Source organism: Streptomyces phyllanthi, assembly GCF_009377205.1.
GTDB classification, from domain to species: Bacteria; Actinomycetota; Actinomycetes; order Streptomycetales; family Streptomycetaceae; genus Streptomyces; species Streptomyces phyllanthi.
The window spans coordinates 1-25,314 of sequence record NZ_VJZE01000094.1 but is presented as its reverse complement, the minus strand read 5'-3'; the positions used below and the strand labels follow the sequence as shown (position 1 = coordinate 25,314).

Genomic DNA, 25,314 nt, shown 5'->3' with positions numbered 1-25,314 from the left:
TCGCTCGGCTGGGCGGGGGTGCTGGGTTCCGGCCGGGCTTCGGGGCTTCGCCCCGGGGTCAGGGTTTGGGTCCGCTCCCGTTTGTGGTGCCGTGGCGCCCTGCGCGTTTCTGGGGCCGTGGCGCCCTGCGCGCGGTAGCTCGTATCCGATATCGGGTATGTGGCCAGTGACCGCATTAAACCGGACGCTCTCCGGTTCTGGTCTGGGAAGTGATCGGCGTGATCGACTCCGACGGTGACTGCGTCGAGTGGACGTTCCCCGCCGAACCCGGTGCCGTACGTACCGCCCGTGCCGTCGTCCGGCACCGGCTGCGCGCGTGGGGGCTCGAATCGCTCGGTGATGTGACCGCCCTGCTGGTGAGCGAGTTGGTGACCAACTCCCTGCGGCATGCCACCGGCCCCATCGGTGTACGTCTCGTTCGTCCTGTCGGTCCCCTGGGCGTTCTGCTGGTCGAGGTCTCCGACCCCCTTCCGGACATGCCCCGCGAGCACGCCGCCCGCCCCGACGAGGAGGGCGGCCGGGGGCTCCAGCTCGTGGCATCGTCCTGCCGGGCCTGGGGCACCCGGCCCGGAACGGTCGGCAAGACCGTCTGGTTCGAGCTCGCCGTGCCGGGCTGAAACGCGTTCCGCGAGGGGCGGCTCCACGGGGCGCACGGGTGACCGAGCGGTTCCAGCCAGTGGCGCTGACCGGACTCTTTGGTTCGACCGGGCACCGCCTGGTTAGAAGACTGGGAGTATGGCCGGGCCGGTCCAAAACCCATCGGGACCGTGCTGTGATCGTGAACACCGTGTCGTGCGGCGCCGTAGTGCTGGATACTGCGGGCAGCCGCTCCCGGTGACCGAAGCCGGATGCGGTGAGCTGGAGGGGACGGTTCGCGTGAGCGAGATACCAGCGAAGGCCACGGAGTCGGAGGACCCGTCGGACGGCGCGAGGGCTGAGGCCGCGAGTCGTGCCGGTGCGGGGGACACGCCACTCGGGGCCACACGCCACACGGCGGGCCGTGCTGTCGATGGCACGGTCTCGGGGCGTACGGGCGACGGCGCCACCCATGACGTAGGCGCCGGCGGCGCGGCCACCGGCGGCGCGGCCACCGGCGGCGCGGCCACCGGCGGCGCGGCCACCGGCGGCGCGGCCACCGGCGGCGCGGCCGGGGGCTTCGGCCGCCACTCCGCCGACCGCGTCGCCGACGGCGTGTCCGCCGACGCGGGCAACGGCGCGTCGGGCGGCGCGGATGTCACGGGTGACGGGCTCGGCGGCGGGCCGGACGTGGGCGACTTCGGTGAGGGGCCCGGGATTCCCATGTGGCAGAGCAGTCCACCCGGATCCATCTACGACTACATCAAGGTCGCCTCGTTCTCGATCGGCCCCGACGGCCTGGTCGACCAGTGGAGCCTGCGCGCCGAGCAGCTGTTCGGCATCCCCGCCGAACGGGCCGTCGGCATGGATCCCATCGCCGCCTTCATCGCCCCTGACCTGCGGGAGCGCGGTCAGCGCAAGATGGCCGAGATCCTCGACGGCCGTGAGTGGACCGGAGTCATCCCGTTCCGGATGCCCGACGCCGAGGGCGCCGAGGGGCTCGCCGAGGTCTATGTGATGCCCACCACCACCGAGGACGGCGAACGGGCCGCCGTGTGCATCGTGGTGGACGTGCGCACCCTGCGTCAGATCGAGACCGACCTTGCCGCTTCGCAGTCGATTTTCGGTCAATGCCCGTTCGGTTTCCTTCTGATCGACACCGACCTGCGGGTACGGCGCGCCAACTACCGGTTCGCCTCCCTCTTCGGCGGCGCCCCCGAGGACCACCGCGGGCGCGGCGTCCACGACTACCTGCCGTCGCCGGAGGCCGAGCGCGTCGTCGCCACCCTGCGCAGGGTCCTCTCGACCGGCGAGGCGATCACGGACATGAACATCACGGGCTACCTGCCCGGGTCCGACGACCCCCGCCACTGGTCCATCAACCTCTACCGCGTGCACAGCGGCTCGGGCCGGCCCATCGGCGTGGCGTGGCTCGGAACCGATGTCACGGCCCGCCGCGCCGCCGCCCGCGAGGCCGCCGCCGCGCGGCGCAATCTCGCCCTCCTGAACGACGCCGGTGCCCGCATAGGCAACTCCCTGGACCTGGAGACCACCGCACGGGAACTCCTCGACGTCGTCGTCCCCGGCTTCTGCGACCTCGCCACCGTCGACCTCTACCAGGGCCTCCTCGTGGGCGACGAGACCCCGCCCGGACTCGCCGACGGCAGCGCCGAGTTGCGCCGTGTCGCCTTCGCCAGCGCGGTCTCCGACGCGCCCCTCGCCGACGGCCCGACCCCCGTCGCCGTGGGCGCGGTCCACCACTACGCCTTCACCTCGCTCTGCGCGGACGCCCTGCGCACCGCCCGCCCGCAGCACATCCCCGCCGACGAGGGCGGCCTCATCCAGTCCACGCTCGCCGTGCCGATGGTCGCGCACGACACGGTCGTCGGACTCGTCCAGTTCTCGCGGACGAAGGGCAGCGAGCCGTTCGGCGAACGCGACCGCGCCCTCGCCATGGAGCTGGCCTCGCGCGCCGCGGTCTGCATCGACAACGCCCGCCTGTACCGCCGCGAGCACGAGCGGGCCCTGATACTGCAACGGTCCCTGCTCCCGCCGGGCGACCCGGAGGCCTCGGGCCTGGACATCGCCTGCCGCTATCTGCCGGGCAACGCGGCCACCGAGGTCGGCGGTGACTGGTTCGACGTCATCGAACTCCCCGGCCACCGCACCGCGCTGGTCGTCGGCGACGTCATGGGCCGCGGACTGCGCGCCGCCGTCGCGATGGGTGAACTCCGCACCGCCGTCCGCACCCTGGCCCTGCTCGACCTCGAACCCGCCGAGGTCCTCTCGGCGCTGGACGAGATCGCCCGCGGTCTCGGCACCCCCGGCGGCGTCCAGCAGGCCTCCCGCACGGCCGCCCGCCAGCCCCGCGACGCCGACCTCTCCGAGGTGTACCTCGCGACCTGCGTGTACGCGGTCTACGACTCGGTGACCCGCCGCTGCACCTTCGCCAACGCCGGCCACCTCCCGCCCGTGCTCGTCGAGCCCGGCGAGAGCGCGCTCATGCTGGACGTACCGCCGGGCATGCCGCTCGGCGTCGGAGGCGAGCCGTTCGAGGAAGTCGAGGTCGAACTGCCCGAAGGCGCCCTGTTGGCGCTCTACACGGACGGACTGGTCGAAAGCCGCCATCATCCGCTGGACGAGGGCCTCCAGGCGTTCGTCGGTGCCCTCACCGACCCCTCCCAGCCCTTGGAGGACGTCTGCGACCACGTCCTCAACACTCTCGACACCCACCACGGCGAGGACGACATCGCGCTGCTGATGGCCCGGGTGCAGGGTCTCCCGGCCGAGTCCGTCGGCGACTGGACCCTGCCCCGGGAACCCCGCAGTGTGGGCCGCGCCCGCGAGTACGCGCGCGGGCAGCTGCAGTCCTGGGATCTGGAACCTTTGGTCGACACCACGGAGTTGCTGGTCAGCGAGCTGGTCACGAACGCCCTGCGGTACGGCGAGGGCGAGATCCGGCTACGGCTGCTGCTGGACCGGACGCTGGTGTGCGAGGTGTGGGACGCGGGCCTGGTGCAGCCGCGCCGGCGCCGCGCGAGGGACACCGACGAGGGCGGCCGTGGTCTCCAGCTGGTCGGCCTGCTCTCCGCCGCCTGGGGCTCACGCCGGACACCACGCGGCAAGACGGTCTGGTTCGAACTCCCGCTCCCGGACGGCGGATCCGGCCTGGCGGACCCGGCGGAGGCGTTGCTGAGCCTGTTCTAGGGACAGTCGTCCGCAGAATGGCAGAACGGCGGAACGGCGGAACGGCAGAACGGCGGAACGGCAGAAAACGGCAGACGGTAGAACTGCAGAGCGTTCGGACCGGTGGGCTTCAGAACAGCCCGCCGTCCACCCTCCGCCGCCCCCGCGTCGCGGGCCCGCCGAAACAGGCAGGTCCCCGAGGTGCGCCCCGGTCGCCGGGCGCGTCCCCGAGGAGGACCCCGCCCAGCAGCGCCCCGGCCAGACCGCCGCCGAAGGGACCGCCGTACGGATTCCCGTACGCCCGTACGTCCTGCCAGGCCAGCCGCCTGGCCTCGTGGGCCAGGGCGTCGGCGCGCCGGGCCTCCGGGAGGGAGGAGTTCTCCTGGGCGAGGGCGAAGTGCCGTTCCGCCTCCGCCAGCCGGGTCCGCGCCTCCCCGGCCACGGCCCCCCGGTGTGTCGTGACGAAGCCGATCGCCTCGATCACCGCGCCGCGGGCCGTCAGCAGGGCCCCGTCCAGCAGGTCGGCGGCGTACGGGCCGGGCAGCGGGCCACCCGCCTCCGTCGTGGCCCGGACGAGCCGCCGCAGGGCGTCGAGGGGGTCGTACGGCCCGACGGTCACCTCCCGTCGCACCTCCGCCACGGTCGCCGCGGCGCTGCGGTCCCTGGGGGCGCCGCCCTGCCCGAGCGCCGCCTCCGCCTCCGCGAGCAGGGCGGGCAGCCGCTCCTCGGCCGAGGCCAGTTCGGTGGCCAGCCGGTCCACGCCGGTCACGAAGACGTCCGCCTGGTGCACGGCCCCCTCCGCCGCCCGCAGATGGACCGCCGCCGTCCCGTGGGCGCCCACGTCCGCGGACTGCCGCGCCCGGTTGAGCTGCGCCGTGGCGAACACCAGCCGGTCCTTGGCCTGTTCGACATGGCCCGCGACGGGCAGACAGGCGGCCGGGCCGTACCGCTCGCGCAGCCGGTCGAGGGCCGCGTCCACGCCCGGCACCCGGCCGGCCAGCTCCCGGAAGCGGGCCTCGGCGAACTCGAGCGCCCCCGTCGGGCCCTGCTCCAGCGCCCGCAGTTGATCGAACGCGGCCGCCTCCGTGTCCAGGAGCCGTCCCGCCGCCGTACACAGCGCGATGATCTCCTCCAGGGCACCCCGCTCCTCGTCGGCGGGCAGGCCGGACGCGTCGTCGAGCCACTGCCGCAGCCGGAACGCCACGGCCAGCCCTCCCCGCGCGGACTCCAGCGCCTCCGTGAAGGGCCGCGCGGCCTCCTCGCCCAGCCAGCCCACGACGAACCCGAGCTCCTCGGTACTCGTCCGTACGCAGTCGTCGGTCTCGACCAGCGACCGCTGTCCCAGCCGGTCGAGTTCGGCCGGCGACGGGGCCTTTGCCCCGGCCCCGCCGCCCGGTGTCGTCCGTGTCCTGGCCCGCCGCGAGCGCCGTACGAACGAGAACGCGGCGAGCGCGCCCGCCGTCCCCACGGCGAGCAACGGCAGCACCAGGTCCCCGGTGGACGTCTCGTCCTCGCCGGGCTGGGCCACCCGCGCCGGAGCGGTCACGGCCGGACCGGCGGTGAGGCCGGGGTGCGGCGAGGGGCCCTGCTGGGGCCCGACCGCGCCCGTCGCCCAGGGCAGTACGAGCCACCCCACGGCAGCCATCCCGCCGAGCACGGCATGCGCCACCCGCACACCTCGGTGCGAAGCGGCGCTCTCCATCCGGCACCGGCTGAGGGACGAGGTCACGTTTGGGAGGGTATGTCCATTTACCCGACCTCGCGACCGGGATACAGCAGGTCAGGGGCGCCCCGGAACGCGCCCCAAGGGGTGGCTGCCGGAGGGGGAGGGTGCCATGATCGGCGCGGCGTGACGTGGGCGCGCGGGGGAGCGCGAGGCGGAGAGGCGGGGGAATGTACGTCCTGACGGGTGTGCTCATGGCGCTGTGGGTGCTCGCGGCGGTACCGGCCGTCGCGGCGATCCGCACGGGGTGGCTGCTGCCGTGGCTGCGACGCCGTACCCACCGGCCCCGGATGTGGGGGTACGCGACACTGCTCGGCAACACGGGCGCGTGCCTGGTCCTGTACGGGTTCGTGGTCGACGGCCGGTTCGCGAGCGACCTGTTGTTCGGTGCCGGGATCCTGCTGGTCGTCACGGGCGCGGTACTCGAGTTCCGCACCTCGCGCCCGCGCGGGAGGTGAACCTGCGCACGGGGCACGGGGGCACGGGTGAGCGTGGCCGTGCCGACCGTCACGGCGACGGCCGCGATGGGGGTCGCGGCGGCCCACCGTCGGCCGGCTGCACCGCGCTCCCGATCGCGGGCACGGCGGCCTACCCCGTGGAACCGGCCCTCCAGATGCTCGCCCAGCGCCCTGGCCGTACCCCCTGGGCGCGCACTACGACGACCGCCTCCTGATCTTCGAGCCCAGCCACACCAGCGGGTCGTACTTGCGGTCCACGGCCCGCTCCTTCAGGGGGATCAGGGCGTTGTCCGTGATCTTGATGCCCTCGGGGCAGACCTCCGTACAGCACTTGGTGATGTTGCAGTAGCCGAGGCCGTGCTCGTCCTGGGCCGTGGCCTTGCGGTCGAGACCCGACTCGGCGGCCGCGTCCAGCGGGTGCATGTCCAGCTCCGCCACCCGCATCAGGAACCGCGGCCCCGCGAACACGGGCTTGTTCTCCTCGTGGTCGCGCACCACATGGCACGTGTCCTGGCACAGGAAGCACTCGATGCACTTGCGGAACTCCTGCGAGCGGTCCACGTCCTCCTGCATCATCCGGTACTCGCCCGGGCCGACCCCCTCCGGAGGGACGAAGGACGGGACCTCCCGCGCCTTGGAGTAGTTGAACCCGACGTCCGTCACCAGGTCGCGCACCACCGGGAACGCCCGCAGCGGGGTGACCGTGATCGTCTCGTCCCGGCCGAACACCGACATCCGCGTCATGCACATCAGCCGCGGCCGCCCGTTGATCTCCGCGGAGCACGAACCGCACTTGCCCGCCTTGCAGTTCCAGCGGACCGCCAGATCGGGGGCCTGGGTGGCCTGGAGGCGGTGGATGATGTCGAGGACCACCTCGCCGTCGTTCACCTCGACCTTGAAGTCCTCCAGGCCGCCCCCCTGCACGTCCCCGCGCCACACCTTGAAGTGGGCCGTGTAGCTGCTCATTCGTACAGCTCCTCTTCGGCGAGGTACTTGACCAGCTCCTCCTTGTCGAAGAGGGCGAGCAGGTCGGGGCGGATGGGGTCGGTGGTCTCGCGGACGAGATCGATCTGGCCGTGGACCGGGTCGGTCGCCGCCAGTCCGCCCGTCGGGTCGGTCAGCGTGCACAGCAGGTTGATGCTGCGCCACCTGCGGTCCATCGTCGGGTGGTCCTCGCGGGTGTGACCGCCCCGCGACTCCTGGCGCTCCAGCGCCGCCCGCGCCACACACTCGCTGACCAGCAGCATGTTCCGCAGGTCGAGCGCGAGATGCCAGCCCGGGTTGAACTGGCGGTGCCCCTCCACCCCGGCCCGTCGCGCCCGTACCCGCAGCTCGGCGAGTTTCTCCAGCGCCTGCTTCATCTCGGGCTCGCGGCGGATGATGCCGACCAGGTCGTTCATCGACTGCTGGAGCTCCTGGTGGAGGGTGTACGGGTTCTCCGCCGGGCGTCCGTCCTCCTCGCCGGGCGCGGGACCCTCGGCCGAGAACGGGCGCAGGGCCTCCGCGGCCGCCGCGTCGACCTGGATCTCGTCCACGGGTGGCCGTGCGCCCGCAAGCCCGGCCGCGTACTCGGCCGCGTGCCGGCCCGCCCGGCGCCCGAACACCAGCAGGTCGGAGAGCGAGTTGCCGCCGAGGCGGTTGGAGCCGTGCATACCGCCCGCCACCTCGCCGGCCGCGTACAGGCCGGGCACCCCGCGCGCCGCCGCCGTGTCCGACTCGACCGCGATACCGCCCATCACGTAGTGGCAGGTCGGCCCGACCTCCATCGGCTCGGCGGTGATGTCGACGTCGGCCAGCTCCTTGAACTGGTGGTACATGGAGGGCAGCCGGCGCCGGATGACCTCGGCGGGCATACGGGTCGAGACGTCCAGGAAGACGCCGCCGTGCGGGGAGCCGCGGCCCGCCTTCACCTCGGCGTTGATCGCCCGCGCCACCTCGTCACGGGGGAGCAGCTCCGGAGGCCGCCGGTTGTGGTCCGGGTCCTCGTACCAGCGGTCGCCCTCCTCCTCCGACTCGGCGTACTTCTCCTTGAAGACGTCGGGGACGTAGTCGAACATGAACCGCTTGCCCTCGGAGTTCTTCAGGACCCCGCCGTCGCCGCGCACCGACTCGGTGACGAGGATGCCCTTCACCGACGGCGGCCAGACCATGCCCGTCGGATGGAACTGCACGAACTCCATGTTCAGCAGCGGCGCGCCCGCGAGCAGCGCCAGCGCGTGCCCGTCGCCCGTGTACTCCCACGAGTTCGACGTGACCTTGAAGGACTTGCCGATACCGCCGGTGGCGATCACGACGGCCGGGGCCTCCAGGACGAAGAAACGGCCCGACTCGCGGTCGTAGGCGAAGACGCCGCTCACCCGTGAGCCGTCCTTGAGCACCCGGGTGACCGTGCACTCCTGGTACACCTTCAGCCGGGACTCGTAGTCGCCCGTCTCCCGGTGGTCCTCCTGCTGGAGCGACACGATCTTCTGCTGGAGCGTCCGGATCAGCTCCAGGCCGGTGCGGTCGCCGACATGGGCCAGGCGCGGGTACTCGTGCCCGCCGAAGTTGCGCTGCGAGATCCGGCCGTCCTTCGTACGGTCGAACAGAGCGCCCCACGTCTCCAGCTCCCACACCCGCTGGGGGGCCTCCTGCGCGTGGAGCTCGGCCATCCGCCACTGGTTGAGGAACTTGCCGCCGCGCATGGTGTCGCGGAAGTGGACCTGCCAGTTGTCGCCCGCGTTGACATTGCCCATGGCGGCCGCGATACCGCCCTCGGCCATCACCGTGTGGGCCTTGCCGAACAACGACTTGCAGATCACGGCCGTACGGGCACCGCGTTCGCGCGCCTCGATGGCGGCGCGCAGTCCGGCGCCGCCCGCGCCCACCACGACGACGTCCCACTCCTGCCGGTCGACCACGGACATCAGAACAACCTCGGATCGTCGAAGGCGCCGGACGCGACCAGATAGACGTAGAAGTCGGCGAGCGCCACGCTCACCAGGGACGCCCACGCCAGCTGCATGTGCCGGGCGTTGAGCTTCCCGACCCACTGCCACATCCGGTAGCGCACGGGATGCTTGGAGAAGTGCTTGAGCTTGCCGCCGACGATGTGCCGGCAGGAGTGGCAGGAGAGCGTGTACGCCCAGATCAGCACGATGTTGATCAGGAACACGATCGTGCCGAGGCCCATGTGGCCCCACTCGTAGTTCTCGTCGCGGAAGGCGAGCACGGTGTCGTACGTGAGGATCCCGGCGACGAGGATCGCGGCGTAGAAGAAGTACCGGTGGATGTTCTGCAGGATCAGCGGGAAGCGGGTCTCGCCGGTGTACTTCTGGTGGGGCTCGGCGACCGCGCAGGCGGGCGGTGACGCCCAGAAGCCCCGGTAGTAGGCCTTGCGGTAGTAGTAGCAGGTCAGACGGAAGCCGAGCGGGAAGATCAGGATGATGATCGCGGGGGAGATGCCCCACCAGCTGCCGAAGATCTCCCAGTTGGGCCCCGCGTGCATGGGCTCGCACCGCTCGGCCAGACAGGGCGAGTAGAACGGCGAGACGTAGGGCGCCGCGTAGTAGTCCGCGTCGGCGAAGGCCCGCCATGTCGAGTAGACGATGAAGGCGAGCAGCCCGGCCGCCGTGGCGGCGGGCGCCAGCCACCAGCGGTCCGTCCGCAGATGCGGGGCGGTGATCGCGGCGCGTGTACGGGTGCGTACGCCGCCGCTGTTCAGATGTGGTTCCGTACCAGTGGCCAACTTGGAACGCGCCTTTCTGCTTCAAGGCTCGGTTCGCCTCCGGGGCGCGGCTGCCTCGATCCGCGCCCGGCGGCGCGTGACGGTCGCGAGGCCGGCGTGCCCCCGCGGCTCACTCGCCGGTGGGGGACGGCGCTCGGTGATCAGGGCGCGTGGCGGTCGCGCGCACCCAGGCCCTCGTCGTCCGAGTCCGTCCACAGCGTGCTGTCGTACGGGGTGTCGGGGATGGTGACGAGATCGGGGCGCCGGGGCTGCCCGAGCCCGGGTGCCGCCTCGCGCAGCAGCGCCAGGCTCTCGCGCAGGTGATCGGCGTCGGTGCGGACCCGGCGCATCTCCAGCCCGCCGCCGCCCAACTGCTGTTCCAGACGGCCCACGGACCGGAACAGGTCGTCGAGACAACGCTGGACCGATGTCAGTTCATCGTGCACGGACATGACGTGACCTCACTTCCGCGGGCGTCGGACCCTGGGTGGCGACGTTCATGCGCCTGCGAGTGTTGCGCGTCACACAAGCCGCTGTGAAGGCATGTGCACGGATTGGCGGATCGCAACCCTCCGAACGCGCCGCCCCGTGCCCCGGGCGCGCCCCGCCAAACACGGAACCGTTGCGCCACACGGGTGGGCCTGGCCCCGCCTCTCGCCGTGTCGCCGCGTTCATATGTGTTTTCTCGCCTTCAGTGGGTCCATCCGGCTGATCTGTCCGATCAGCTCTATATCGCCCCAATATACCCCGAAAGTGATCATAGGCGGCCTTGTCCTCCGCGGCGGCAGCGGCGGAGCGATACGGCGACCCTCGGAGGTGGCAGTGGTGTCCCACGACCGCGTCGGACCGCGCGCTGTGCTGCGCTCGGCCGCGTTCCTTGCCGCGGGCGTGCTCGCGGTACCCGTGCTCGCCGGGTGCAGCGAGGAGGATCCGGCGGGCAAGGCCCTCGTCGGACAGGACATCGCGCCCGCCGCACGCGACCGGATCGCCGACGGGGGCACCCTGCGCTGGGCCGTGGACTCCGTCCCCGAGACGCTGAACGCCTACCAGGCGGACGCCGACGCGACCACCATGCGGGTCGCCGGTGCCGTACTGCCGTCGATGTACCGGATGGACGCGAACGGCCGTCCCGAGCGCAACGCCCCGTACCTGGAGTCCGCCGAGATCGTCGAGCGCGAACCCCGGCAGGTCGTCCTCTACAAGCTCCACCAGGAGGCCGTCTGGAGCAACGGCCGGGAGATCGGGGCCGCCGACTTCGCCGCCCAGTGGCGCGCCCTGTCCGGCAAGGACTCCGCGTACTGGACGGCCCGCAACGCCGGCTACGACCGGATCGAGAAGGTCGAGCGCGGGGCCGGCAACCTCGAGGTGCGGGTCACCTTCCGCAAGCCGTACGCCGACTGGAGATCGCTGTTCTCGCCGCTGTACCCCAAGGAGGTGACGGGCACCCCGGACGCCTTCAACGACGGTGCGCGGCGCAAGCTCGCCCTCACCGCCGGCCCCTTCGCACTCAAGCGCGTCAGCCGCGCGGACGGCGAGATCACCCTGACCCGCGACTCGCACTGGTGGGGCCGCCCCGCGAAGCTGGAGCAGCTGGTGCTGCGCTCCGTGCCCCGCGAGGACCGGGCCGAGGCGCTGGCCGGCGGCAAGGTCGACATCGCGGAGATCAGTCCGCAGGACGCCCGGCGGATCACCGCCGCCGCACGGGAACAGGGCCGCAAGGGCGCCCTGCCCTCCCGCGGTGCCAGTGCCTCGCTCGACGCCGCCGGGGCCCCGCGCCCCCGGGCGGTCGCCCACGGCTCCGACGCGAAGGGCGCGGGCGAGAAGGTCCTCGCCCGCGCGAAGCGGAGCGGGGCGCTCGCCGCTCAAGCCCGGCGGCGGGCCGCCCTGAGCGACTTCGTGGTCCGCAAGTCCCTGGAACCCGCGTACACCCAGCTCGCCCTCAACGGTTCCGATGGCCCCCTCGCCGACGAGCGCGTCCGCCGGGCCGTGGCCCGTGCTCTCGACCGCAAGGAGCTCGCCCGCCTCGTCCTGAAGCCGCTCGGACTGCCCGCCATCCCCGTCGGCAGCCATCTCGCCCTCGCCGGCCAGGCGGCGTACGCCGACAGCAGCGGCGCCCTCGGCGACAAGGACACCGAGGAGGCGCAGGCCCTGCTCGCCGACGCCGGGTGGGTGAAGGGCGGCCCGGTCAAGGAACCGAAGAAGAAGGCGGCCGGGGCCGAGGCCACGCAGGACGCCGGAACCGACGACTCGGGGAGCGACGACGGGACGTACGGCCCGGGCGGCGAGGACGGGACGTACATCGTCGGCGGGGACGACAAGCCGTACGTCTACCGGGAGATCGTGAAGAGGGACAGGGCGCGGCAGAAGGAGCGGGAGCGGCAGGAGAGGGAGCGGGAGAGGCAGCGGGAGAGGGAGCTGGGACAGGACGGCAAGGCCGGTGAGGACGGGTTCCGAAACCTCGCCCGGGACGGCGTGCGGTTCCCGTACCAGGACGGGCGGGGCGGTGCCCCCGGCGCCTACGCCCCGCGGGGCACCGCCGCGCCCGCCCGCGCCGCGAGCGGCCCGCTCGCCAAAGACGGCAAGGCGCTCACCCTGCGGTTCGTGCTGCCGTCCGGGGCCGGCTCGGAGTCGCTGCGGGCCGTGGGCAAGCGCATCGCGCGGATGCTGGAGCGCGTGGGGATCCGGACGAAGATCGTCCAGGTCCCGGACGACAGCTACTTCAAGGACCATGTCGCGAACGGCCAGTACGACCTCGCGCTGTACTCCTGGCCCGCCTCCGCCTATCCCGCCACCGATGCCCGCCCCATCTACTCCAAGCCCGTCCCGGGGGCGGACGGCTCCCTGAGCGTCGAGCAGAACTACACGCGCGTCGGCACCGACCGGGTCGACCAGCTCTTCGACCAGGCCGTCTCCACGCTCAACGAGGGCGAGTCCCGCTCCCTGATCCGCAAGGCCGACGCCCGTATCTGGGCCGCGGCCGGGTCCATCCCCCTGTACCAGCGCCCCCAGCTCACGGCCGTGAAGCGGAACCTCGTGAACGCCGGTTCCTTCGGCTTCCGGACACCGGTCTACGAGGACATGGGCTTCCTCAAGAAGGGCGCGCGGCCGGCGGCGGGCCCGACGGCCCGTCACTGAGCCGCCCGGCCGCCTCGAGAAGGACTCAGCCGCCTCAAGAAGGGCTCAAACCGCTTGTTCCGCCCGCACGACGGGCGGCACCATGGCGCGACTGCTGATCATCACGCGGTCGCGCCATGCGGCCGTACGGGGGAAGAGGAGCCGACGTATGCGCGGTGCTGTACGGGGGGCCCGCACGGCGGGACTGGCCGCCGCTGTCCTGCTGTCGGGCCTGACGGCCTGCACCAGCGGCGACGGGGACGGGGCCGGGGCCGGGGCATGTACGGACGGCACGTACGCCTGGTCCGGCGTTCGCCGCTGGGAGAAGCTGACCCAGCTCGCCGATCCGATCACGATCAAGAAGAAGACCGCCTTCTACTCGGCCCGTCTCGATCCCGTCGACGACACCGTGTACCGGCCGACGGTGACCGGCGCCCCCGAGGGGGTCGGCGCGGGAGGCGTGATCAAGGCGCTGGGCAGGCACCTGAAGGTCGAGGAGCCCCTCGCGGGCCCGGGCGAGGTGGAGCGTCCGCAGGACGAGAGCTACTACGAGTCGGGGACCGGGGATCTCAAGGGCTCGTACTACTCCTGGGGAGCGATCGGCCTGGTCGAGGCCGGCTTCACGTACACCTGTGGCGACGGCGAGCCGGTCGAGGGCCGAGTGCGGACCTGGGAGACGACCATCGGGGGCTTCCTGCCGTGCTCCGAGCCCTCGGAGGGCGAGGCAGGGCGCGTTGCCGCCCGCAAGGTGTGCCCGCCCGGCTCCCGCGCGTCCAAGGAAGCTGCCTGACCTGCACCGACGTAGCCCGTCGGAGCCCGGTCCCGGCGCACCCGTACCATGGGGAGAGGCCGTGGCGTGTTCAGCCCGGCAGGGTCTGCGGGACGGATGAGTCCGCGAGGCCTTCCTCACACCCCGGGAGATTCGCCGCACCATGGCTGCGTCCATTCAGCGCCACGACATCCGCAATGTCGCCATCGTCGCCCACGTCGACCACGGCAAGACGACCATCGTCGACGCCATGCTCAAGCAGGCCGGCGCCTTCGCCGCGCACCAGCTCGACTCCGTCGACGACCGCATGATGGACTCGAACGACCTGGAGCGTGAGAAGGGCATCACGATCCTCGCCAAGAACACCGCGGTGAAGTACCACCCGAAGGCCGGCGGGGACCCCATCACGATCAACATCATCGACACCCCCGGCCACGCCGACTTCGGTGGTGAGGTCGAGCGCGGTCTGTCGATGGTCGACGGGGTCGTCCTCCTCGTCGACGCCTCCGAGGGCCCGCTGCCGCAGACCCGCTTCGTACTGCGCAAGGCGCTCCAGGCCCGCCTCCCCGTCATCCTGTGCATCAACAAGACGGACCGCCCCGACGCCCGTATCGACGAGGTCGTCAACGAGGCGTACGACCTGTTCCTGGACCTGGACGCCGACGAGGACCAGATCGAGTTCCCGATCGTCTACGCCTGCGGCCGTGACGGCATCGCGTCCCTGACCAAGCCCGAGGACGGCACCGTCCCCTCGGACTCCACCAGCCTGGAGCCCTTCTTCTCCACGATCCTGGAGCACATCCCGGCCCCGACGTACGACGAGGAAGCCCCGCTCCAGGCCCACGTCACCAACCTGGACGCCGACAACTTCCTCGGCCGTATCGCGCTGCTGCGCGTGCAGCAGGGCGAGTTGAAGAAGGGCCAGACGGTCGCCTGGATGAAGCGTGACGGCTCCGTCGCCAACGTCCGCATCAGCGAGCTGATGATGACCGAGGCGCTGACCCGCAAGCCGGCGGAGAAGGCCGGGCCCGGTGACATCTGCGCCGTCGCCGGTATCCCGGACATCATGATCGGTGAGACGCTCGCCGACCCCGAGAACCCCGTCGCCCTCCCGCTCATCACGGTGGACGAGCCCGCGATCTCCATGGTCATCGGCACCAACACCTCGCCGCTGGTCGGCCGTGGCGGCTCCGGCAAGGGCGCCGACAACAAGGCGGCGGTCAAGGACCGCAAGGTGACCGCCCGTCAGGTCAAGGACCGCCTCGACCGCGAGCTCGTCGGCAACGTCTCCCTCCGAGTCCTGGAGACCGAGCGGCCGGACGCCTGGGAAGTCCAGGGCCGTGGCGAGCTGGCCCTCGCGATCCTCGTCGAGACCATGCGCCGGGAGGGCTACGAGCTCACCGTCGGCAAGCCGCAGGTCGTCACCAAGGACGTCGACGGCAAGGTGTACGAGCCGGTCGAGCGCATGACGATCGACGTGCCCGAGGAGCACATGGGCGCCGTCACGCAGCTGATGGGCGTCCGCAAGGGCCGTATGGACAACATGTCCAACCACGGCTCGGGCTGGGTGCGCATGGAGTTCGTCGTGCCCTCCCGCGGACTCATCGGCTTCCGGACCGAGTTCCTGACCCAGACCCGCGGCACGGGCATCGGCCACTCCATCCACGAGGGCTTCGAGCCCTGGTTCGGCGCCCTCCAGACCCGTAACAACGGTTCCCTGGTGGCCGACCGCGCCGGCTCCGTCACCGCGTTCGCGATGACGAACCTCCAGGAGCGCGGCGTGCTCTTCGTCGAGCCGGGCACCGAGGTGTACGAGGGCATGATCGTTGGCGAGAACTCGCGCTCCGACGACATGGACGTGAACATCACCAAGGAGAAGAAGCTCACCAACATGCGGTCCTCCACGGCCGATGTGACGGAGTCGATCGTCCCGCCGCGCAAGCTCTCCCTGGAGCAGTCCCTGGAGTTCTGCCGGGACGACGAGTGCGTCGAGGTGACTCCGGAGGCCGTGCGGATCCGCAAGGTCAGCCTGGACCAGCGCGAGCGCGCCCGGGCGGCGAGCCGCGCCAAGCACGGCTGACGGCTGCTCCCGAGCGGTTCGCTCAGCCGTCTCACCGACGGAATTCCCATGGACGGCCCGGTCGCCGCGGACAGCGGCGACCGGGCCGTCGTGCGTGTTCTCGCCCGAACCGGGTAAGGCGCCGGTAAGGCGTAGGGAAAACCCTTCATTGTCGAAGAAGGGTCTGTGGCACTTGGCTGATTCGCACTACTCTTCAGTACGCACAGGTTTCTCCAAGGTCATGGCGGTACGCCACATGGCCGTCGCCGCGCCATCATCTGACGGTGGGACAGCGGCAGGAGCGCGCCGACCGCACGGAGAGAGGATCTCTGTGCCGGGAACGGGCGGGCGAGCCGATGCTCCCCCGCATGGCGGCGGGCATGTCCGCAACTGATTTTTCTCATTCTTGCGTCCGTAATTCGGACACCTGCGACCGATAAACGTGTAACAAGTCCGTTTCGCAGGGATCTTTCACCAAACCCTTTGTCCGGATTTTGGACAGAGTATGCGTCAGGTGTGATCGAACCGAGACCTTATGAGTGTGGCCGGGCGCTGGCCCATGGCAGATAGTTAGGCGCGTAGAGCTCGGATCAATGGGTCATGCGCGATGGGGAGCGCCGACTCACGAGCACACTGAGGCGCTTAATCCTGGTCGGCGTTGGGGTCGACGGGATTACCTGTGCCTCCATCAGCAGTGAACAAGTGGACTCATGAGGAGGAGCCCATGCGTGGTGCCAAGAGCGCCAAGTGGGTCGCGGGTGCAATAACGGTCGCTCTGGCTGCCACCGCCTGTGGCGGCAGTGGTGGAGAGGACAGCGAGGGCAACAAGGGCTCCGGCCCCGCGGGTTACGTCTCGATCGACGTCGGCGAGCCGCAGCGGCCGCTGATCCCGGCCGACACCAACGAGAGCAACGGCTCGTACGTCATCCAGTCCCTGTTCACCCAGCTGCTGGACTTCGATGCCAAGGGTGAGATCGTCTACACGAACGCCGAGTCCGTGGAGACCCAGGACTCGAAGACCTGGACGGTCAAGCTGAAGTCGGGCTGGAAGTTCCACAACGGCGAGGCCGTGACGGCCAAGTCGTATGTCGACGCCTGGAACTGGTACGCCAACATCAAGAACAACCAGCAGAACTCCTTCTGGTTCGCGGACATCAAGGGCTACGACGACGTCCACCCGGAGAAGGGCGACCCGAAGGCCGAGACCATGTCCGGTCTGAAGGTCGTGGACGACACCACCTTCACGATCGAGCTGAAGGACCGGGTCCCGTACTTCAACTACAAGCTGGGCTACGCCACCTGGGCGCCGCTGCCCAAGGTCTTCTACGACGACCCGAAGGCCTTCGGCCAGAAGCCGATCGGCAACGGTCCCTACGAGTTCCAGAAGTGGGACCACAAGAAGCTCATCCAGGTCAAGGCGTTCAAGGACTACCAGGGTCCGAACAAGGCCGAGAACAAGGGCATCCAGTTCAAGAACTACTCGACCCTGGAAGCGGCTTACAAGGACGTCGTCTCCGGCAACCTGGACATCATCCGCCAGGTCGGCCCGACGGACCTGCCGAAGTACAAGCAGGACCTCGGTGACGGCGCCATCGAGCAGCCGTACGCGGCCATCCAGACGCTGGTCCCGGCCTTCTACAGCAAGACGTTCAAGGACATCGACCCCAAGGTCCTCCAGGGTCTGTCCATGGCGATCGACCGTGACACGATCACCAAGACCGTCCTGAACAACACCCGTACGCCGGCGACGAGCTTCACCCCGCCGCAGGTCAAGGGCAACCAGACCCTCGACACGGACATCTTCACGTACGACCCGGCGAAGGCCAAGGAGCTCATCAAGGAGGGCGGTGGCGTTCCGGGTAACAAGTTCACGATCCAGTACAACACCGACGGTGGCCACAAGGAGTGGGTGACCGCGGTCTGCGAGTCCATCCGCAAGGCCACCGGTGTCGACTGCGTGGGCGACCCGAAGCCCGACTTCGCCACGGACCTCGAGGCCCGTGACAACGACGAGGTCAAGGGTATGTACCGTGGTGGCTGGGTCGCCGACTACCCGGTCAACGTGAACTTCATCAAGGAGCTCTACCACACCAAGGCCGAGTCCAACAACGGTCGTTTCTCCGACAAGGAGATCGACGACCTGATGGCCGAGGGTGACAAGGCGTCCTCCCTGGACGAGGCCGTCAAGGCCTACCAGGAGGTCGAGAAGAAGCTCGTCGAGAAGATGCCGGCCATCCCGCTCTGGTACTACCGCATCAACGGCGGCCACGGTGAAGGCGTCGACAACGTGAACGTCGACTTCCACGGTGACATCGAGCTGCCCCAGGTCACCGTCAAGTAAGGAGGCCGCGGGCCTCATCCCACTCGGCCGTTGACCGCCGTCGCCGGTTTCGGCGGCGGCGGAAGGCCGCGGGGGCCGTCCCTCAGGGGCGGCCCCTTCGGCCGTAGCACACCCCTCACGGAGGCACTAATGGGGCGTTATGTCGCGCGGCGACTGCTCCAGATGATCCCGGTGTTCATCGGGTCAACCCTGCTGATCTTCCTGATGATGTACGCCCTGCCCGGCGATCCCGTCAGGGCCCTGATGGGAGATCAGGCGTTCGACCCGGCGGTCGTCGCCAACATCAGAAAGGACCTCGGGCTCGACCAGCCCATCCTGCAGCAGTACGCCAACTATCTGGGCGGCCTGTTCCAGGGCGACTTCGGTACGGAGATCGGGAGCCAGCGTCCCGTCGCCGACATCATCGCCGACGCGTTCCCGGTCACGATCCGGCTCACGCTGTTCGCGTTCGCCTTCACGGTCTTCGTGGGCGTCGGTCTCGGCATCGTCGCCGGTCTGCGCCCCGACACCCTGCAGGACCGCGGACTGCTGACCCTGACCCTGGTCCTGATCTCGATGCCTTCCTTCGTGCTGGGCTTCCTCATGCAGTACCTGTTCGCCTTCCAGTGGCAGCTCACCACGCCGACGGTGCGTGACTCCATGAACTTCGGCGAACTCATGCTGCCGGCCATCGTGCTGGGTTCCCTCTCACTCGCCTACGTCGCGCGGCTCACGCGCACCTCGATGGCGGAGAACCTGCGCGCCGACTACATGCGGACGGCGGTCGCCAAGGGCCTGCCGAAGCGCCGGATCGTCGGTGTGCACCTGATGCGCAACTCCCTGATCCCCGTGGTCACCTTCCTCGGCACCGACATCGGCAACCTGATGACGGGCGCCATCGTCACCGAGGGCATCTTCAACGTGAAGGGCGTCGGCAACGCCATCTACGAGGCGCTCATCCGCCGCGAGGGCGCGACCGTCGTCGGCATCGCCTCGCTGATCGTCCTCGTCTACCTGGCCACCAGCCTGCTCGTCGACCTGCTGTACGCGGTCCTGGACCCGAGGATCCGGTATGCCTGAGAAGACCGCCGAAAAGCACGTGACCGACAAGGCTCCCGCGCCGGGCGCCGTCGCCGAGGCGGGCCCCGCGCCCGCGAAGGCACGCAGCCTCTGGTCCGACGCCTGGCACGACCTGCGGCGCAACCCCATGTTCCTGGTGTCCTCCGCGCTCATCGCGCTGCTGCTCGTCATGACCTTCGCGCCGGGCCTGTTCACCAGTGCCTCGCCGCGCGACGCCGACCTGGCCGAGCACTACCTCCAGCCGCCGAACTGGGGCCACTTCTTCGCCCCCGACTGGCTCGGATACGACGGCCAGGGCCGCTCGATCTACGCGCGCATCGTCTACGGCGCCCGTGCCTCGATCCTCGTCGGCGTCGGGGTCACCGTCCTGGTGACCATTCTCGGCACCTTCATCGGCATGATCGCCGGTTACTTCGGCGGCTGGATCGACAGCCTGCTGTCCCGCCTCACCGACGTGTTCTTCGGCATCCCGTTCCTGCTGGGCGCCCTGGTCGTCCTCACGACGTTCGAGAACCGCACCGTCTGGGTGGTGATCCTGGCCCTCGCCTTCCTCGGCTGGACCCAGATCGCCCGGGTGGCCCGGGGCGCCGTGATCACCGTCAAGCAGGCCGACTACGTGGTCGCCGCCAAGGCGCTCGGCGCCTCGACCGGCCGCATCCTGATGAAGCACATCCTGCCGAACGCCCTCGCGCCCATCATCGTCGTCGCGACCATCGCCCTGGGCGGTTACATCGCAGCCGAGGCGACGCTCTCCTTCCTCGGCGTCGGCCTCGCCGAGCCGGCGGTGTCGTGGGGCCTCGACGTGTCCACCGGCCGCGAGCAGCTGCGCAACGCGCCGTTCACGCTGATCATCCCGTCCGTGATGGTCTCGATCACGGTGCTCTCGTTCCTCATGTTCGGCGATGCGGTACGCAACGCCCTCGACCCCAAGCTGCGCTGAGGGAGGCGTACGTGACCATCATCGACGAAACGGCGGACATCCCCGCGCCGCGCGGCTCGGAGGACCACACCGGTCCGCTGCTCGAAGTCCGCGACCTGCACGTGGAGTTCCACACCCGCGACGGCGTCGCCAAGGCCGTCAACGGCGTCAACTACTCCGTCGACGCGGGCGAGACCCTCGCCGTGCTCGGCGAGTCCGGCTCCGGCAAGTCCGTGACCGCGCAGGCGGTCATGGGCATCCTCGACATGCCGCCCGGCCGTATCCCCAAGGGGGAGATCCTCTTCCGCGGCCAGGACATGCTCAAGATGTCCGGCGAGGAGCGGCGGAAGATCCGCGGCCGCAGGATCGCCATGATCTTCCAGGACGCGCTGTCCTCGCTCAACCCGGTGCTCTCCGTCGGGTACCAGCTCGGCGAGATGTTCCGCGTGCACGAGGGCCTCTCCAAGAAGGAGGCCAAGGCCAAGGCCATCGAGATGATGGACCGGGTGAAGATCCCGGCGGCCGCCGCGCGCGTGAACGACTACCCGCACCAGTTCTCCGGCGGTATGCGCCAGCGCATCATGATCGCCATGGCGCTGGCCCTGGAGCCGGACCTGATCATCGCCGACGAGCCCACCACGGCCCTCGACGTGACGGTCCAGGCCCAGGTGATGGACCTGCTCGCGGAGCTTCAGCGCGAGTACCACATGGGGCTCATCCTGATCACCCACGACCTCGGCGTGGTCGCCGACGTCGCGGACAAGATCGCGGTGATGTACGCCGGCCGGATCGTCGAGCGCGCTCCGGTGCACGAGCTGTACAAGCGCCCGGCGCACCCGTACACCAAGGGGCTCCTGGACTCGATCCCGCGCCTGGACCAGAAGGGCCAGGAGCTGTACGCGATCAAGGGGCTGCCGCCCAACCTGACGCGCATCCCCAGCGGCTGCGCGTTCAACCCGCGGTGCCCGCAGGCCCAGGACATCTGCCGTACGGACATCCCGCCCCTGCACGGCGTCACCGAGCAGGACGGCACCGAGCTGCCCGGCCGCGCCTCGGCGTGCCACTTCTGGAAGGAGACGATCCATGGCTGAGCTCAGCAAGACCGATGGGCAGGACGAGGCCATGCCGAACGTCTCCGAGGTGGAGGTCGTCGACGCGCACACCGAGGCGGAGGCCGTGGCGGCGATCGAGGCCCCGGTCGAGCGCGGAGAGCCGATCCTCCAGGTGCGCGACCTGGTGAAGCACTTCCCCCTCACCCAGGGCATCCTGTTCAAGAAGAAGATCGGTGCGGTCAAGGCGGTCGACGGGATCTCCTTCGACCTGTACCAGGGCGAGACCCTCGGTATCGTCGGCGAGTCGGGCTGCGGCAAGTCGACGGTCGCCAAGCTGCTGATGAACCTGGAGCGGGCCACCGCGGGCGAGATCTTCTACAAGGGCCAGGACGTCACCAGGCTGTCCGGGCGCGCCCTGAAGGCCGTACGCCGGAACATCCAGATGGTGTTCCAGGACCCGTACACCTCCCTCAATCCCCGTATGACGGTGGGCGACATCATCGGTGAGCCCTTCGACATCCACCCTGAGGTGGCCCCCAAGGGCGACCGGCGCCGGAGGGTCCAGGAGCTGCTGGACGTCGTCGGTCTCAACCCCGAGTACATCAACCGGTACCCGCACCAGTTCTCCGGCGGTCAGCGCCAGCGCATCGGTATCGCGCGGGGGCTGGCGCTCAACCCGGAGATCATCATCTGCGACGAGCCGGTGTCCGCGCTGGACGTGTCGGTGCAGGCGCAGGTCATCAACCTGATGGAGCGTCTGCAGGACGAGTTCAACCTCTCCTACGTCTTCATCGCCCACGACCTGTCGATCGTCCGGCACATCTCCGACCGGGTGGGTGTGATGTACCTCGGCAAGATGGCCGAGATCGGTACGGACACGCAGATCTACGACCACCCGACGCATCCGTACACCCAGGCGCTGCTGTCCGCCGTGCCCGTGCCCGACCCGGAGGCGCGCGAGGGCCGGGAGCGGATCATCCTCACCGGTGACGTGCCGTCTCCCGCGGACCCGCCGTCCGGCTGCCGTTTCCGTACGCGGTGCTGGAAGGCGCAGGACAAGTGCGCGGAGGAGGTCCCGCTGCTGGCGGTCCCCGAGCGGTTCCAGGGCGTGGACTCGCCCGCGGCGCACGAGTCGGCGTGCCACTTCGCGGAGGAGAAGGACGTGGTGCACGCGGCGTGAGGTCGCCGTAGTGCCCAATCGCCGGGGCGTCCAGGGCCGACTGGGTCTGGGTGCCCCGGCGGAACTACTCGGTGGGAACGCCGTCGTCCGGGGTCAGCGCGACGACGGCGACTGTGGGTGGCGGCGGTGCGGGCGTGTATACGTATGCCACCGCCAGCCCCGGCACGCTGCCCCGCGGCTCGATCCTTGTCTTGCGGACCTCGCTGCCGTCCTGGCGGGGTGGCCCGAGCACTACCCCGAGCCTGGGCACCTGCTCCAGCTCCTGCCGCAGCGTCTCCAGTGCCTGCTCGGCTTCAGGGGTTTTCGCCCGTTCGGCAGCCCGCACCGTCACCGCGGCGATCACGCCACTCATCGGCCCGGGGCCCCCCGCTTCAGGAGTCCCGCGAGGTCGATGCCCTCCTGCACGGCAATGTCGAAGTCGGGATCCTGGTAGAGCCGGGCCCTGCCGCGGTAGTCGACGATCACCGCTGCGACAGCACTGAGATCCGTTTCCGACGAGGCCTCCAGCGCGCGCTGAAGATCTGCTTCGAACGACTCCCGGTCGCCGGGGAAGCCATGTCCGGACCGTAGAGCCGCTCGAATGTCCCCGATGGTCTTCAACGGCAGCGCCCGAGGTCCGGGCGTCTCCGCGTACTGTGCGCTCACGATCCTCTACTCCTTGGGTTGACGATGTGCTGCGGGAACCCGGCTGCGACGTGTTCGGCGTCCGGGTCGTACTCCCAGCGCCAGGCCTCTTCGTCCCTCATGCCGTCACACGCCCTCGGCTCGCTCGACCCCGGCCTCCGCGCGCCACGTCGAGGGTCCGGCCGATCTCGGCGGCGATGGCCCGAGCTTCCTCGAGACTCTCGGTGGTGGAGGCACGTGCCTCCAGGGAGCGCAGCCTGGCGGCCCGCTCGGGGTGCCGTTCCAACGCTGCGTACACCGCCCACTGCCCCACGAATCGGCGCATCGGAGCAGCGCTGACCTGCTCGCGTGCCTGCTGGAGCGCCGTGGCACGTTCTGCGTCGAACGTGGGCAGGGCGTCGGGCGCCAGCTGGGAGAGAGCGGCCCGTAGCTCTTCCGGGGTACTGGCCGGCTGGGGTGTGACAGAGTCGCCGGAGCCGGGGTGTGCGGCGGTGCTCATCTGCGGTCTCCTCGGGGCGATGCGGCGGTCTGCCCGCTGTCCGTCAGCGTACCTGCGGGGGTGTGGCGCGGGCTGATCCTGTGGACAGCACATGCCTCGTCCCCGTTCGCCTTCGGTGCGACGCTGAACCACACCGCGTTGCCATGCGGATACTCGCGTACGCCCCACTCGTCCGCGCATGCCTCGACGATCGCGAGTCCCCTCCCGGACTCGGCGTCGTCGCCTCGCTGCGACGGGGCGGGGGTGCCGGTGCCGTGGTCCCAGACCGAGACGGTGAGGGCGTCAGGGGTGTGTTCGACGCTGACGTAGGCGTCGCTGGGGGAGTGGTGGTAGGCGTTGGTGACCAGCTCGGAGGCGAGCAGTTCGACGGTGTCGGCGACACAGCCGAGGCGGGTCGCGCTCAGGATCGCGCGGACGGCGGCTCTGACGACGGAGGCGGCGCGCGGGTCGCGGGGGATGAGGAAACCGTATGACCAGTGGGGACTGGGGAGTTCGTCGGTTTCGGGCGTGCGCATGTGGCAGCCTCCAGGTGTGTGCGTGCTGTGACTGGCGCCATACGTAAGGTAGCGGTGATGGTTGCCAACTCTCAACCTCGTTGCGGAAAGCGTGCGTAGCTGGTTACTTCGAGGGCAGCATCGAGGAGGGTGGAATGGGGCTCAGGGCGAACCCGACGTACCGGCAGCGGAGGTTCGGTGCCGAGGTGCGGGGCATCCGTGAACGTGCTGGATTCACCGCCGCACGCGCGGCGGAGGCGATGGGGATGAATGCCTCCCACATCAGTACGGTCGAGTCGGGAAGAACCGGCCTGTCCGCGGACCGGCTGCATCGGCTCGCGTCAGCTTCTGGTGGCGAACAGGCAACCTATGTGGAAGGGCTCGTCGAACTGGGACAGGCATCCGGAAAGGGATGGTGGACCGAGTACCGAGAGCAACTGCGGCCGTCACTTTTGGACTTGGCGGAGCTTGAGGACAGGGCGGAACGCATCGTCTGCTACGAGCCCATGTTCATTCCCGGCCTGTTCCAGACGCTGGCGTACGCGACGGCCGGCTACCGGGGTGGCTATGCCCTCACCTCGCCCGAACAGCAGGAGAGGGAAGTCGACTTCCGTATGCAGCGACAGTGTGTGCTCACCGGGGAGCGGCCACCGCGCATCCACGCGGTGATCCACGAGGCAGCCCTGCATGTCTCGTGGGGAAGCCCCGAGATCATGCGCGATCAGCTGCTTCGGCTGATCGAGATGGCGCGGCTGCCACACGTGACACTCCAAGTACTCCCGTTCGACGGGCGAGTGGGTTTCGGCACTTCCTTCACGCTGCTGGAACCGGCTGTGCCACAGCTCAGTACGGTCGTCGTCGAGCACGTCGAAAAGGCCCTGTATCTGGGGGAGTCGGAAGCCCTGGCCAGGTATCGCAACTGGTTCGCTAGGCTGTGCGAGGCGGCGTTGCCTCCCGTGGCGGTTGAGGCCGGTACTGGGGCGTTCCTGGCCAAGAACTCCCTTGGATTGGTCCAGCGCCTCCTCTATCCCCTGCTCTAGGAGGATCCACGTGTCCCAGCTCGCGTGGCAGAAGTCGAGCTTCAGCGAACCCGGTGGCGACACCTGCGTAGAGCTCGCCAGCGACCCCGCAGGCCGTGCCCACCTGCGCGAGAGCGACGAGCCGGGCACCGTGGTCGAGACGACCGCCACAGCCCTCGGTGCTCTGCTCCGGGCCGTCAGAGACGGCTCGGCGGACGCTGCTCAGGGCTGATGCCCCGCCGCGTCCGGTGCGCGAACGGGGCTGACTGCTCGGGCGGCTCGGTTGTGAGCCGTACCAGGTGTGGGAGCACAGCCGCAGTCGGCGCCGCGTGCCCACCAAGGGACAGCGATCGGAGGCTTTGGGCCGGCTCCGACGGCCGTGACCTTGCCGTGGAGAGGTCGCCGTGGCCTTCCAGTGACGGCACGTCGCGCGCTCCTGGCCCGAGCAGCACCAGCCGATGAGGGCGAGCAGGGCGGCCGCGAGTGGTTCACGTACCGGTGCGCGTCCGCGCTCGCGCCCAGTGACACGCCACCTG

At 70.0% G+C, this 25,314-nt stretch carries 22 protein-coding genes; 13 read left to right on the top strand and 9 right to left on the bottom strand.

Going from position 1 to position 25,314, the window contains the following annotated elements; translation table 11 throughout:
* Positions 1 to 209 precede the first annotated feature (209 nt).
* On the top strand, positions 210 to 617 hold the full coding sequence (locus FNH04_RS16205) for an ATP-binding protein (RefSeq protein WP_322723156.1): 408 nt from the start codon (positions 210 to 212) through the stop codon (positions 615 to 617).
* 259 nt (positions 618 to 876) lie between these two features.
* A complete protein-coding gene (locus tag FNH04_RS16200) occupies positions 877 to 3,783 on the top strand; it encodes a SpoIIE family protein phosphatase (RefSeq protein ID WP_322723155.1) in 2,907 nt (968 codons plus the stop codon).
* A 109-nt stretch (positions 3,784 to 3,892) separates the two neighbouring features.
* On the opposite strand, the gene FNH04_RS16195 is transcribed toward FNH04_RS16200, so the two are convergent.
* On the bottom strand, positions 3,893 to 5,491 hold the full coding sequence (locus tag FNH04_RS16195; protein ID WP_322723154.1) for a hypothetical protein: 1,599 nt from the start codon (positions 5,489 to 5,491) through the stop codon (positions 3,893 to 3,895).
* A 164-nt stretch (positions 5,492 to 5,655) separates the two neighbouring features.
* On the opposite strand from FNH04_RS16195, the gene FNH04_RS16190 reads away from it, so the two are divergent.
* Positions 5,656 to 5,943: a hypothetical protein gene (locus tag FNH04_RS16190; protein ID WP_152784796.1), complete on the top strand. Its 288-nt coding sequence runs from the start codon at positions 5,656 to 5,658 to the stop codon at positions 5,941 to 5,943.
* Between the two features lie 195 nt (positions 5,944 to 6,138).
* Here the strand turns inward: FNH04_RS16190 and FNH04_RS16185 are convergent, their stop codons facing one another.
* From FNH04_RS16185 to FNH04_RS16170, 4 genes are all read right to left on the bottom strand, one after another.
* Complete coding sequence (locus tag FNH04_RS16185) at positions 6,139 to 6,909, bottom strand: succinate dehydrogenase/fumarate reductase iron-sulfur subunit (RefSeq protein ID WP_152784794.1); 771 nt, start codon at positions 6,907 to 6,909, stop codon at positions 6,139 to 6,141.
* Entirely contained in the window at positions 6,906 to 8,849 is a 1,944-nt protein-coding gene (locus tag FNH04_RS16180) for a fumarate reductase/succinate dehydrogenase flavoprotein subunit (protein WP_152784792.1), read from the bottom strand. Before FNH04_RS16180 ends, FNH04_RS16185 begins: the two co-directional genes overlap by 4 nt.
* Positions 8,849 to 9,670, bottom strand: a complete 822-nt coding sequence (locus FNH04_RS16175) for a hypothetical protein (RefSeq protein ID WP_152784790.1) — start codon at positions 9,668 to 9,670, stop codon at positions 8,849 to 8,851. The genes FNH04_RS16180 and FNH04_RS16175 overlap by 1 nt, the downstream gene beginning before the upstream one ends.
* Positions 9,671 to 9,810: 140 nt before the next feature.
* Entirely contained in the window at positions 9,811 to 10,101 is a 291-nt protein-coding gene (locus FNH04_RS16170; RefSeq protein WP_152784788.1) for a hypothetical protein, read from the bottom strand.
* A gap of 373 nt (positions 10,102 to 10,474) precedes the next feature.
* Between FNH04_RS16170 and FNH04_RS16165 the strand changes: the two genes are divergently transcribed.
* From FNH04_RS16165 to FNH04_RS16130, 8 genes are all read left to right on the top strand, one after another.
* Positions 10,475 to 12,784 (top strand): ABC transporter family substrate-binding protein, encoded by a 2,310-nt coding sequence (locus FNH04_RS16165; protein WP_322723153.1) that lies wholly within the window; start codon positions 10,475 to 10,477, stop codon positions 12,782 to 12,784.
* A 148-nt stretch (positions 12,785 to 12,932) separates the two neighbouring features.
* Positions 12,933 to 13,553 (top strand): hypothetical protein, encoded by a 621-nt coding sequence (locus FNH04_RS16160; protein WP_152784784.1) that lies wholly within the window; start codon positions 12,933 to 12,935, stop codon positions 13,551 to 13,553.
* A gap of 142 nt (positions 13,554 to 13,695) precedes the next feature.
* Positions 13,696 to 15,612 (top strand): translational GTPase TypA, encoded by a 1,917-nt coding sequence (gene typA / locus FNH04_RS16155; RefSeq protein ID WP_152784782.1) that lies wholly within the window; start codon positions 13,696 to 13,698, stop codon positions 15,610 to 15,612.
* Positions 15,613 to 16,315: 703 nt separating this feature from the next.
* Entirely contained in the window at positions 16,316 to 17,932 is a 1,617-nt protein-coding gene (locus tag FNH04_RS16150; RefSeq protein WP_152784780.1) for a peptide ABC transporter substrate-binding protein, read from the top strand.
* Between the two features lie 129 nt (positions 17,933 to 18,061).
* Positions 18,062 to 18,991, top strand: coding sequence for an ABC transporter permease (locus tag FNH04_RS16145; protein WP_152784778.1), 930 nt, complete (start codon positions 18,062 to 18,064; stop codon positions 18,989 to 18,991).
* Entirely contained in the window at positions 18,984 to 19,931 is a 948-nt protein-coding gene (locus FNH04_RS16140) for an ABC transporter permease (RefSeq protein ID WP_152784776.1), read from the top strand. The genes FNH04_RS16145 and FNH04_RS16140 overlap by 8 nt, the downstream gene beginning before the upstream one ends.
* Positions 19,932 to 19,942: 11 nt before the next feature.
* Positions 19,943 to 21,001 carry an ABC transporter ATP-binding protein gene (locus tag FNH04_RS16135; protein WP_322723152.1) on the top strand — a complete coding sequence of 353 codons (1,059 nt, stop codon included), beginning with the start codon at positions 19,943 to 19,945 and terminating at the stop codon, positions 20,999 to 21,001.
* The gene (locus tag FNH04_RS16130; RefSeq protein ID WP_152784774.1) at positions 20,994 to 22,142 is read left to right on the top strand and encodes an ABC transporter ATP-binding protein; all 1,149 of its coding nucleotides are present in this window, start codon (positions 20,994 to 20,996) and stop codon (positions 22,140 to 22,142) included. The genes FNH04_RS16135 and FNH04_RS16130 overlap by 8 nt, the downstream gene beginning before the upstream one ends.
* A gap of 64 nt (positions 22,143 to 22,206) precedes the next feature.
* Here FNH04_RS16130 and FNH04_RS16125 read toward each other — a convergent pair whose 3' ends face one another.
* The 4 genes from FNH04_RS16125 to FNH04_RS16110 form a co-directional block, all read right to left on the bottom strand.
* On the bottom strand, positions 22,207 to 22,494 hold the full coding sequence (locus FNH04_RS16125) for a hypothetical protein (RefSeq protein WP_152784772.1): 288 nt from the start codon (positions 22,492 to 22,494) through the stop codon (positions 22,207 to 22,209).
* On the bottom strand, positions 22,491 to 22,787 hold the full coding sequence (locus FNH04_RS16120; protein ID WP_322723151.1) for a DUF6247 family protein: 297 nt from the start codon (positions 22,785 to 22,787) through the stop codon (positions 22,491 to 22,493). Before FNH04_RS16120 ends, FNH04_RS16125 begins: the two co-directional genes overlap by 4 nt.
* Before the next feature lie 97 nt (positions 22,788 to 22,884).
* Positions 22,885 to 23,265 (bottom strand): DUF6247 family protein, encoded by a 381-nt coding sequence (locus tag FNH04_RS16115; protein ID WP_228031410.1) that lies wholly within the window; start codon positions 23,263 to 23,265, stop codon positions 22,885 to 22,887.
* Entirely contained in the window at positions 23,262 to 23,780 is a 519-nt protein-coding gene (locus tag FNH04_RS16110) for an ATP-binding protein (protein WP_152784770.1), read from the bottom strand. Before FNH04_RS16110 ends, FNH04_RS16115 begins: the two co-directional genes overlap by 4 nt.
* A 134-nt stretch (positions 23,781 to 23,914) precedes the next feature.
* Between FNH04_RS16110 and FNH04_RS16105 the strand changes: the two genes are divergently transcribed.
* Both FNH04_RS16105 and FNH04_RS16100 read left to right on the top strand, forming a co-directional pair.
* Positions 23,915 to 24,799 (top strand): helix-turn-helix domain-containing protein, encoded by an 885-nt coding sequence (locus FNH04_RS16105; RefSeq protein WP_152784768.1) that lies wholly within the window; start codon positions 23,915 to 23,917, stop codon positions 24,797 to 24,799.
* 10 nt (positions 24,800 to 24,809) lie between these two features.
* A complete protein-coding gene (locus FNH04_RS16100; RefSeq protein ID WP_322723150.1) occupies positions 24,810 to 25,010 on the top strand; it encodes a DUF397 domain-containing protein in 201 nt (66 codons plus the stop codon).
* Positions 25,011 to 25,314: the final 304 nt, after the last annotated feature.

What these genes read in the sequence shown, in the direction of transcription:
- FNH04_RS16125 (WP_152784772.1), bottom strand. Translation starts at nt 22,494, where the DNA reads ATGAGTGGCGTGATCGCCGCGGTGACGGTGCGGGCTGCCGAACGGGCG.
- FNH04_RS16185 (WP_152784794.1), bottom strand. Translation starts at nt 6,909, where the DNA reads ATGAGCAGCTACACGGCCCACTTCAAGGTGTGGCGCGGGGACGTGCAG.
- FNH04_RS16145 (WP_152784778.1), top strand. Translation starts at nt 18,062, where the DNA reads ATGGGGCGTTATGTCGCGCGGCGACTGCTCCAGATGATCCCGGTGTTC.
- FNH04_RS16110 (WP_152784770.1), bottom strand. Translation starts at nt 23,780, where the DNA reads ATGCGCACGCCCGAAACCGACGAACTCCCCAGTCCCCACTGGTCATAC.
- typA (WP_152784782.1), top strand. Translation starts at nt 13,696, where the DNA reads ATGGCTGCGTCCATTCAGCGCCACGACATCCGCAATGTCGCCATCGTC.
- FNH04_RS16140 (WP_152784776.1), top strand. Translation starts at nt 18,984, where the DNA reads ATGCCTGAGAAGACCGCCGAAAAGCACGTGACCGACAAGGCTCCCGCG.
- FNH04_RS16105 (WP_152784768.1), top strand. Translation starts at nt 23,915, where the DNA reads ATGGGGCTCAGGGCGAACCCGACGTACCGGCAGCGGAGGTTCGGTGCC.
- FNH04_RS16190 (WP_152784796.1), top strand. Translation starts at nt 5,656, where the DNA reads ATGTACGTCCTGACGGGTGTGCTCATGGCGCTGTGGGTGCTCGCGGCG.
- FNH04_RS16180 (WP_152784792.1), bottom strand. Translation starts at nt 8,849, where the DNA reads ATGTCCGTGGTCGACCGGCAGGAGTGGGACGTCGTCGTGGTGGGCGCG.
- FNH04_RS16170 (WP_152784788.1), bottom strand. Translation starts at nt 10,101, where the DNA reads ATGTCCGTGCACGATGAACTGACATCGGTCCAGCGTTGTCTCGACGAC.
- FNH04_RS16130 (WP_152784774.1), top strand. Translation starts at nt 20,994, where the DNA reads ATGGCTGAGCTCAGCAAGACCGATGGGCAGGACGAGGCCATGCCGAAC.
- FNH04_RS16160 (WP_152784784.1), top strand. Translation starts at nt 12,933, where the DNA reads ATGCGCGGTGCTGTACGGGGGGCCCGCACGGCGGGACTGGCCGCCGCT.
- FNH04_RS16115 (WP_228031410.1), bottom strand. Translation starts at nt 23,265, where the DNA reads ATGAGCACCGCCGCACACCCCGGCTCCGGCGACTCTGTCACACCCCAG.
- FNH04_RS16150 (WP_152784780.1), top strand. Translation starts at nt 16,316, where the DNA reads ATGCGTGGTGCCAAGAGCGCCAAGTGGGTCGCGGGTGCAATAACGGTC.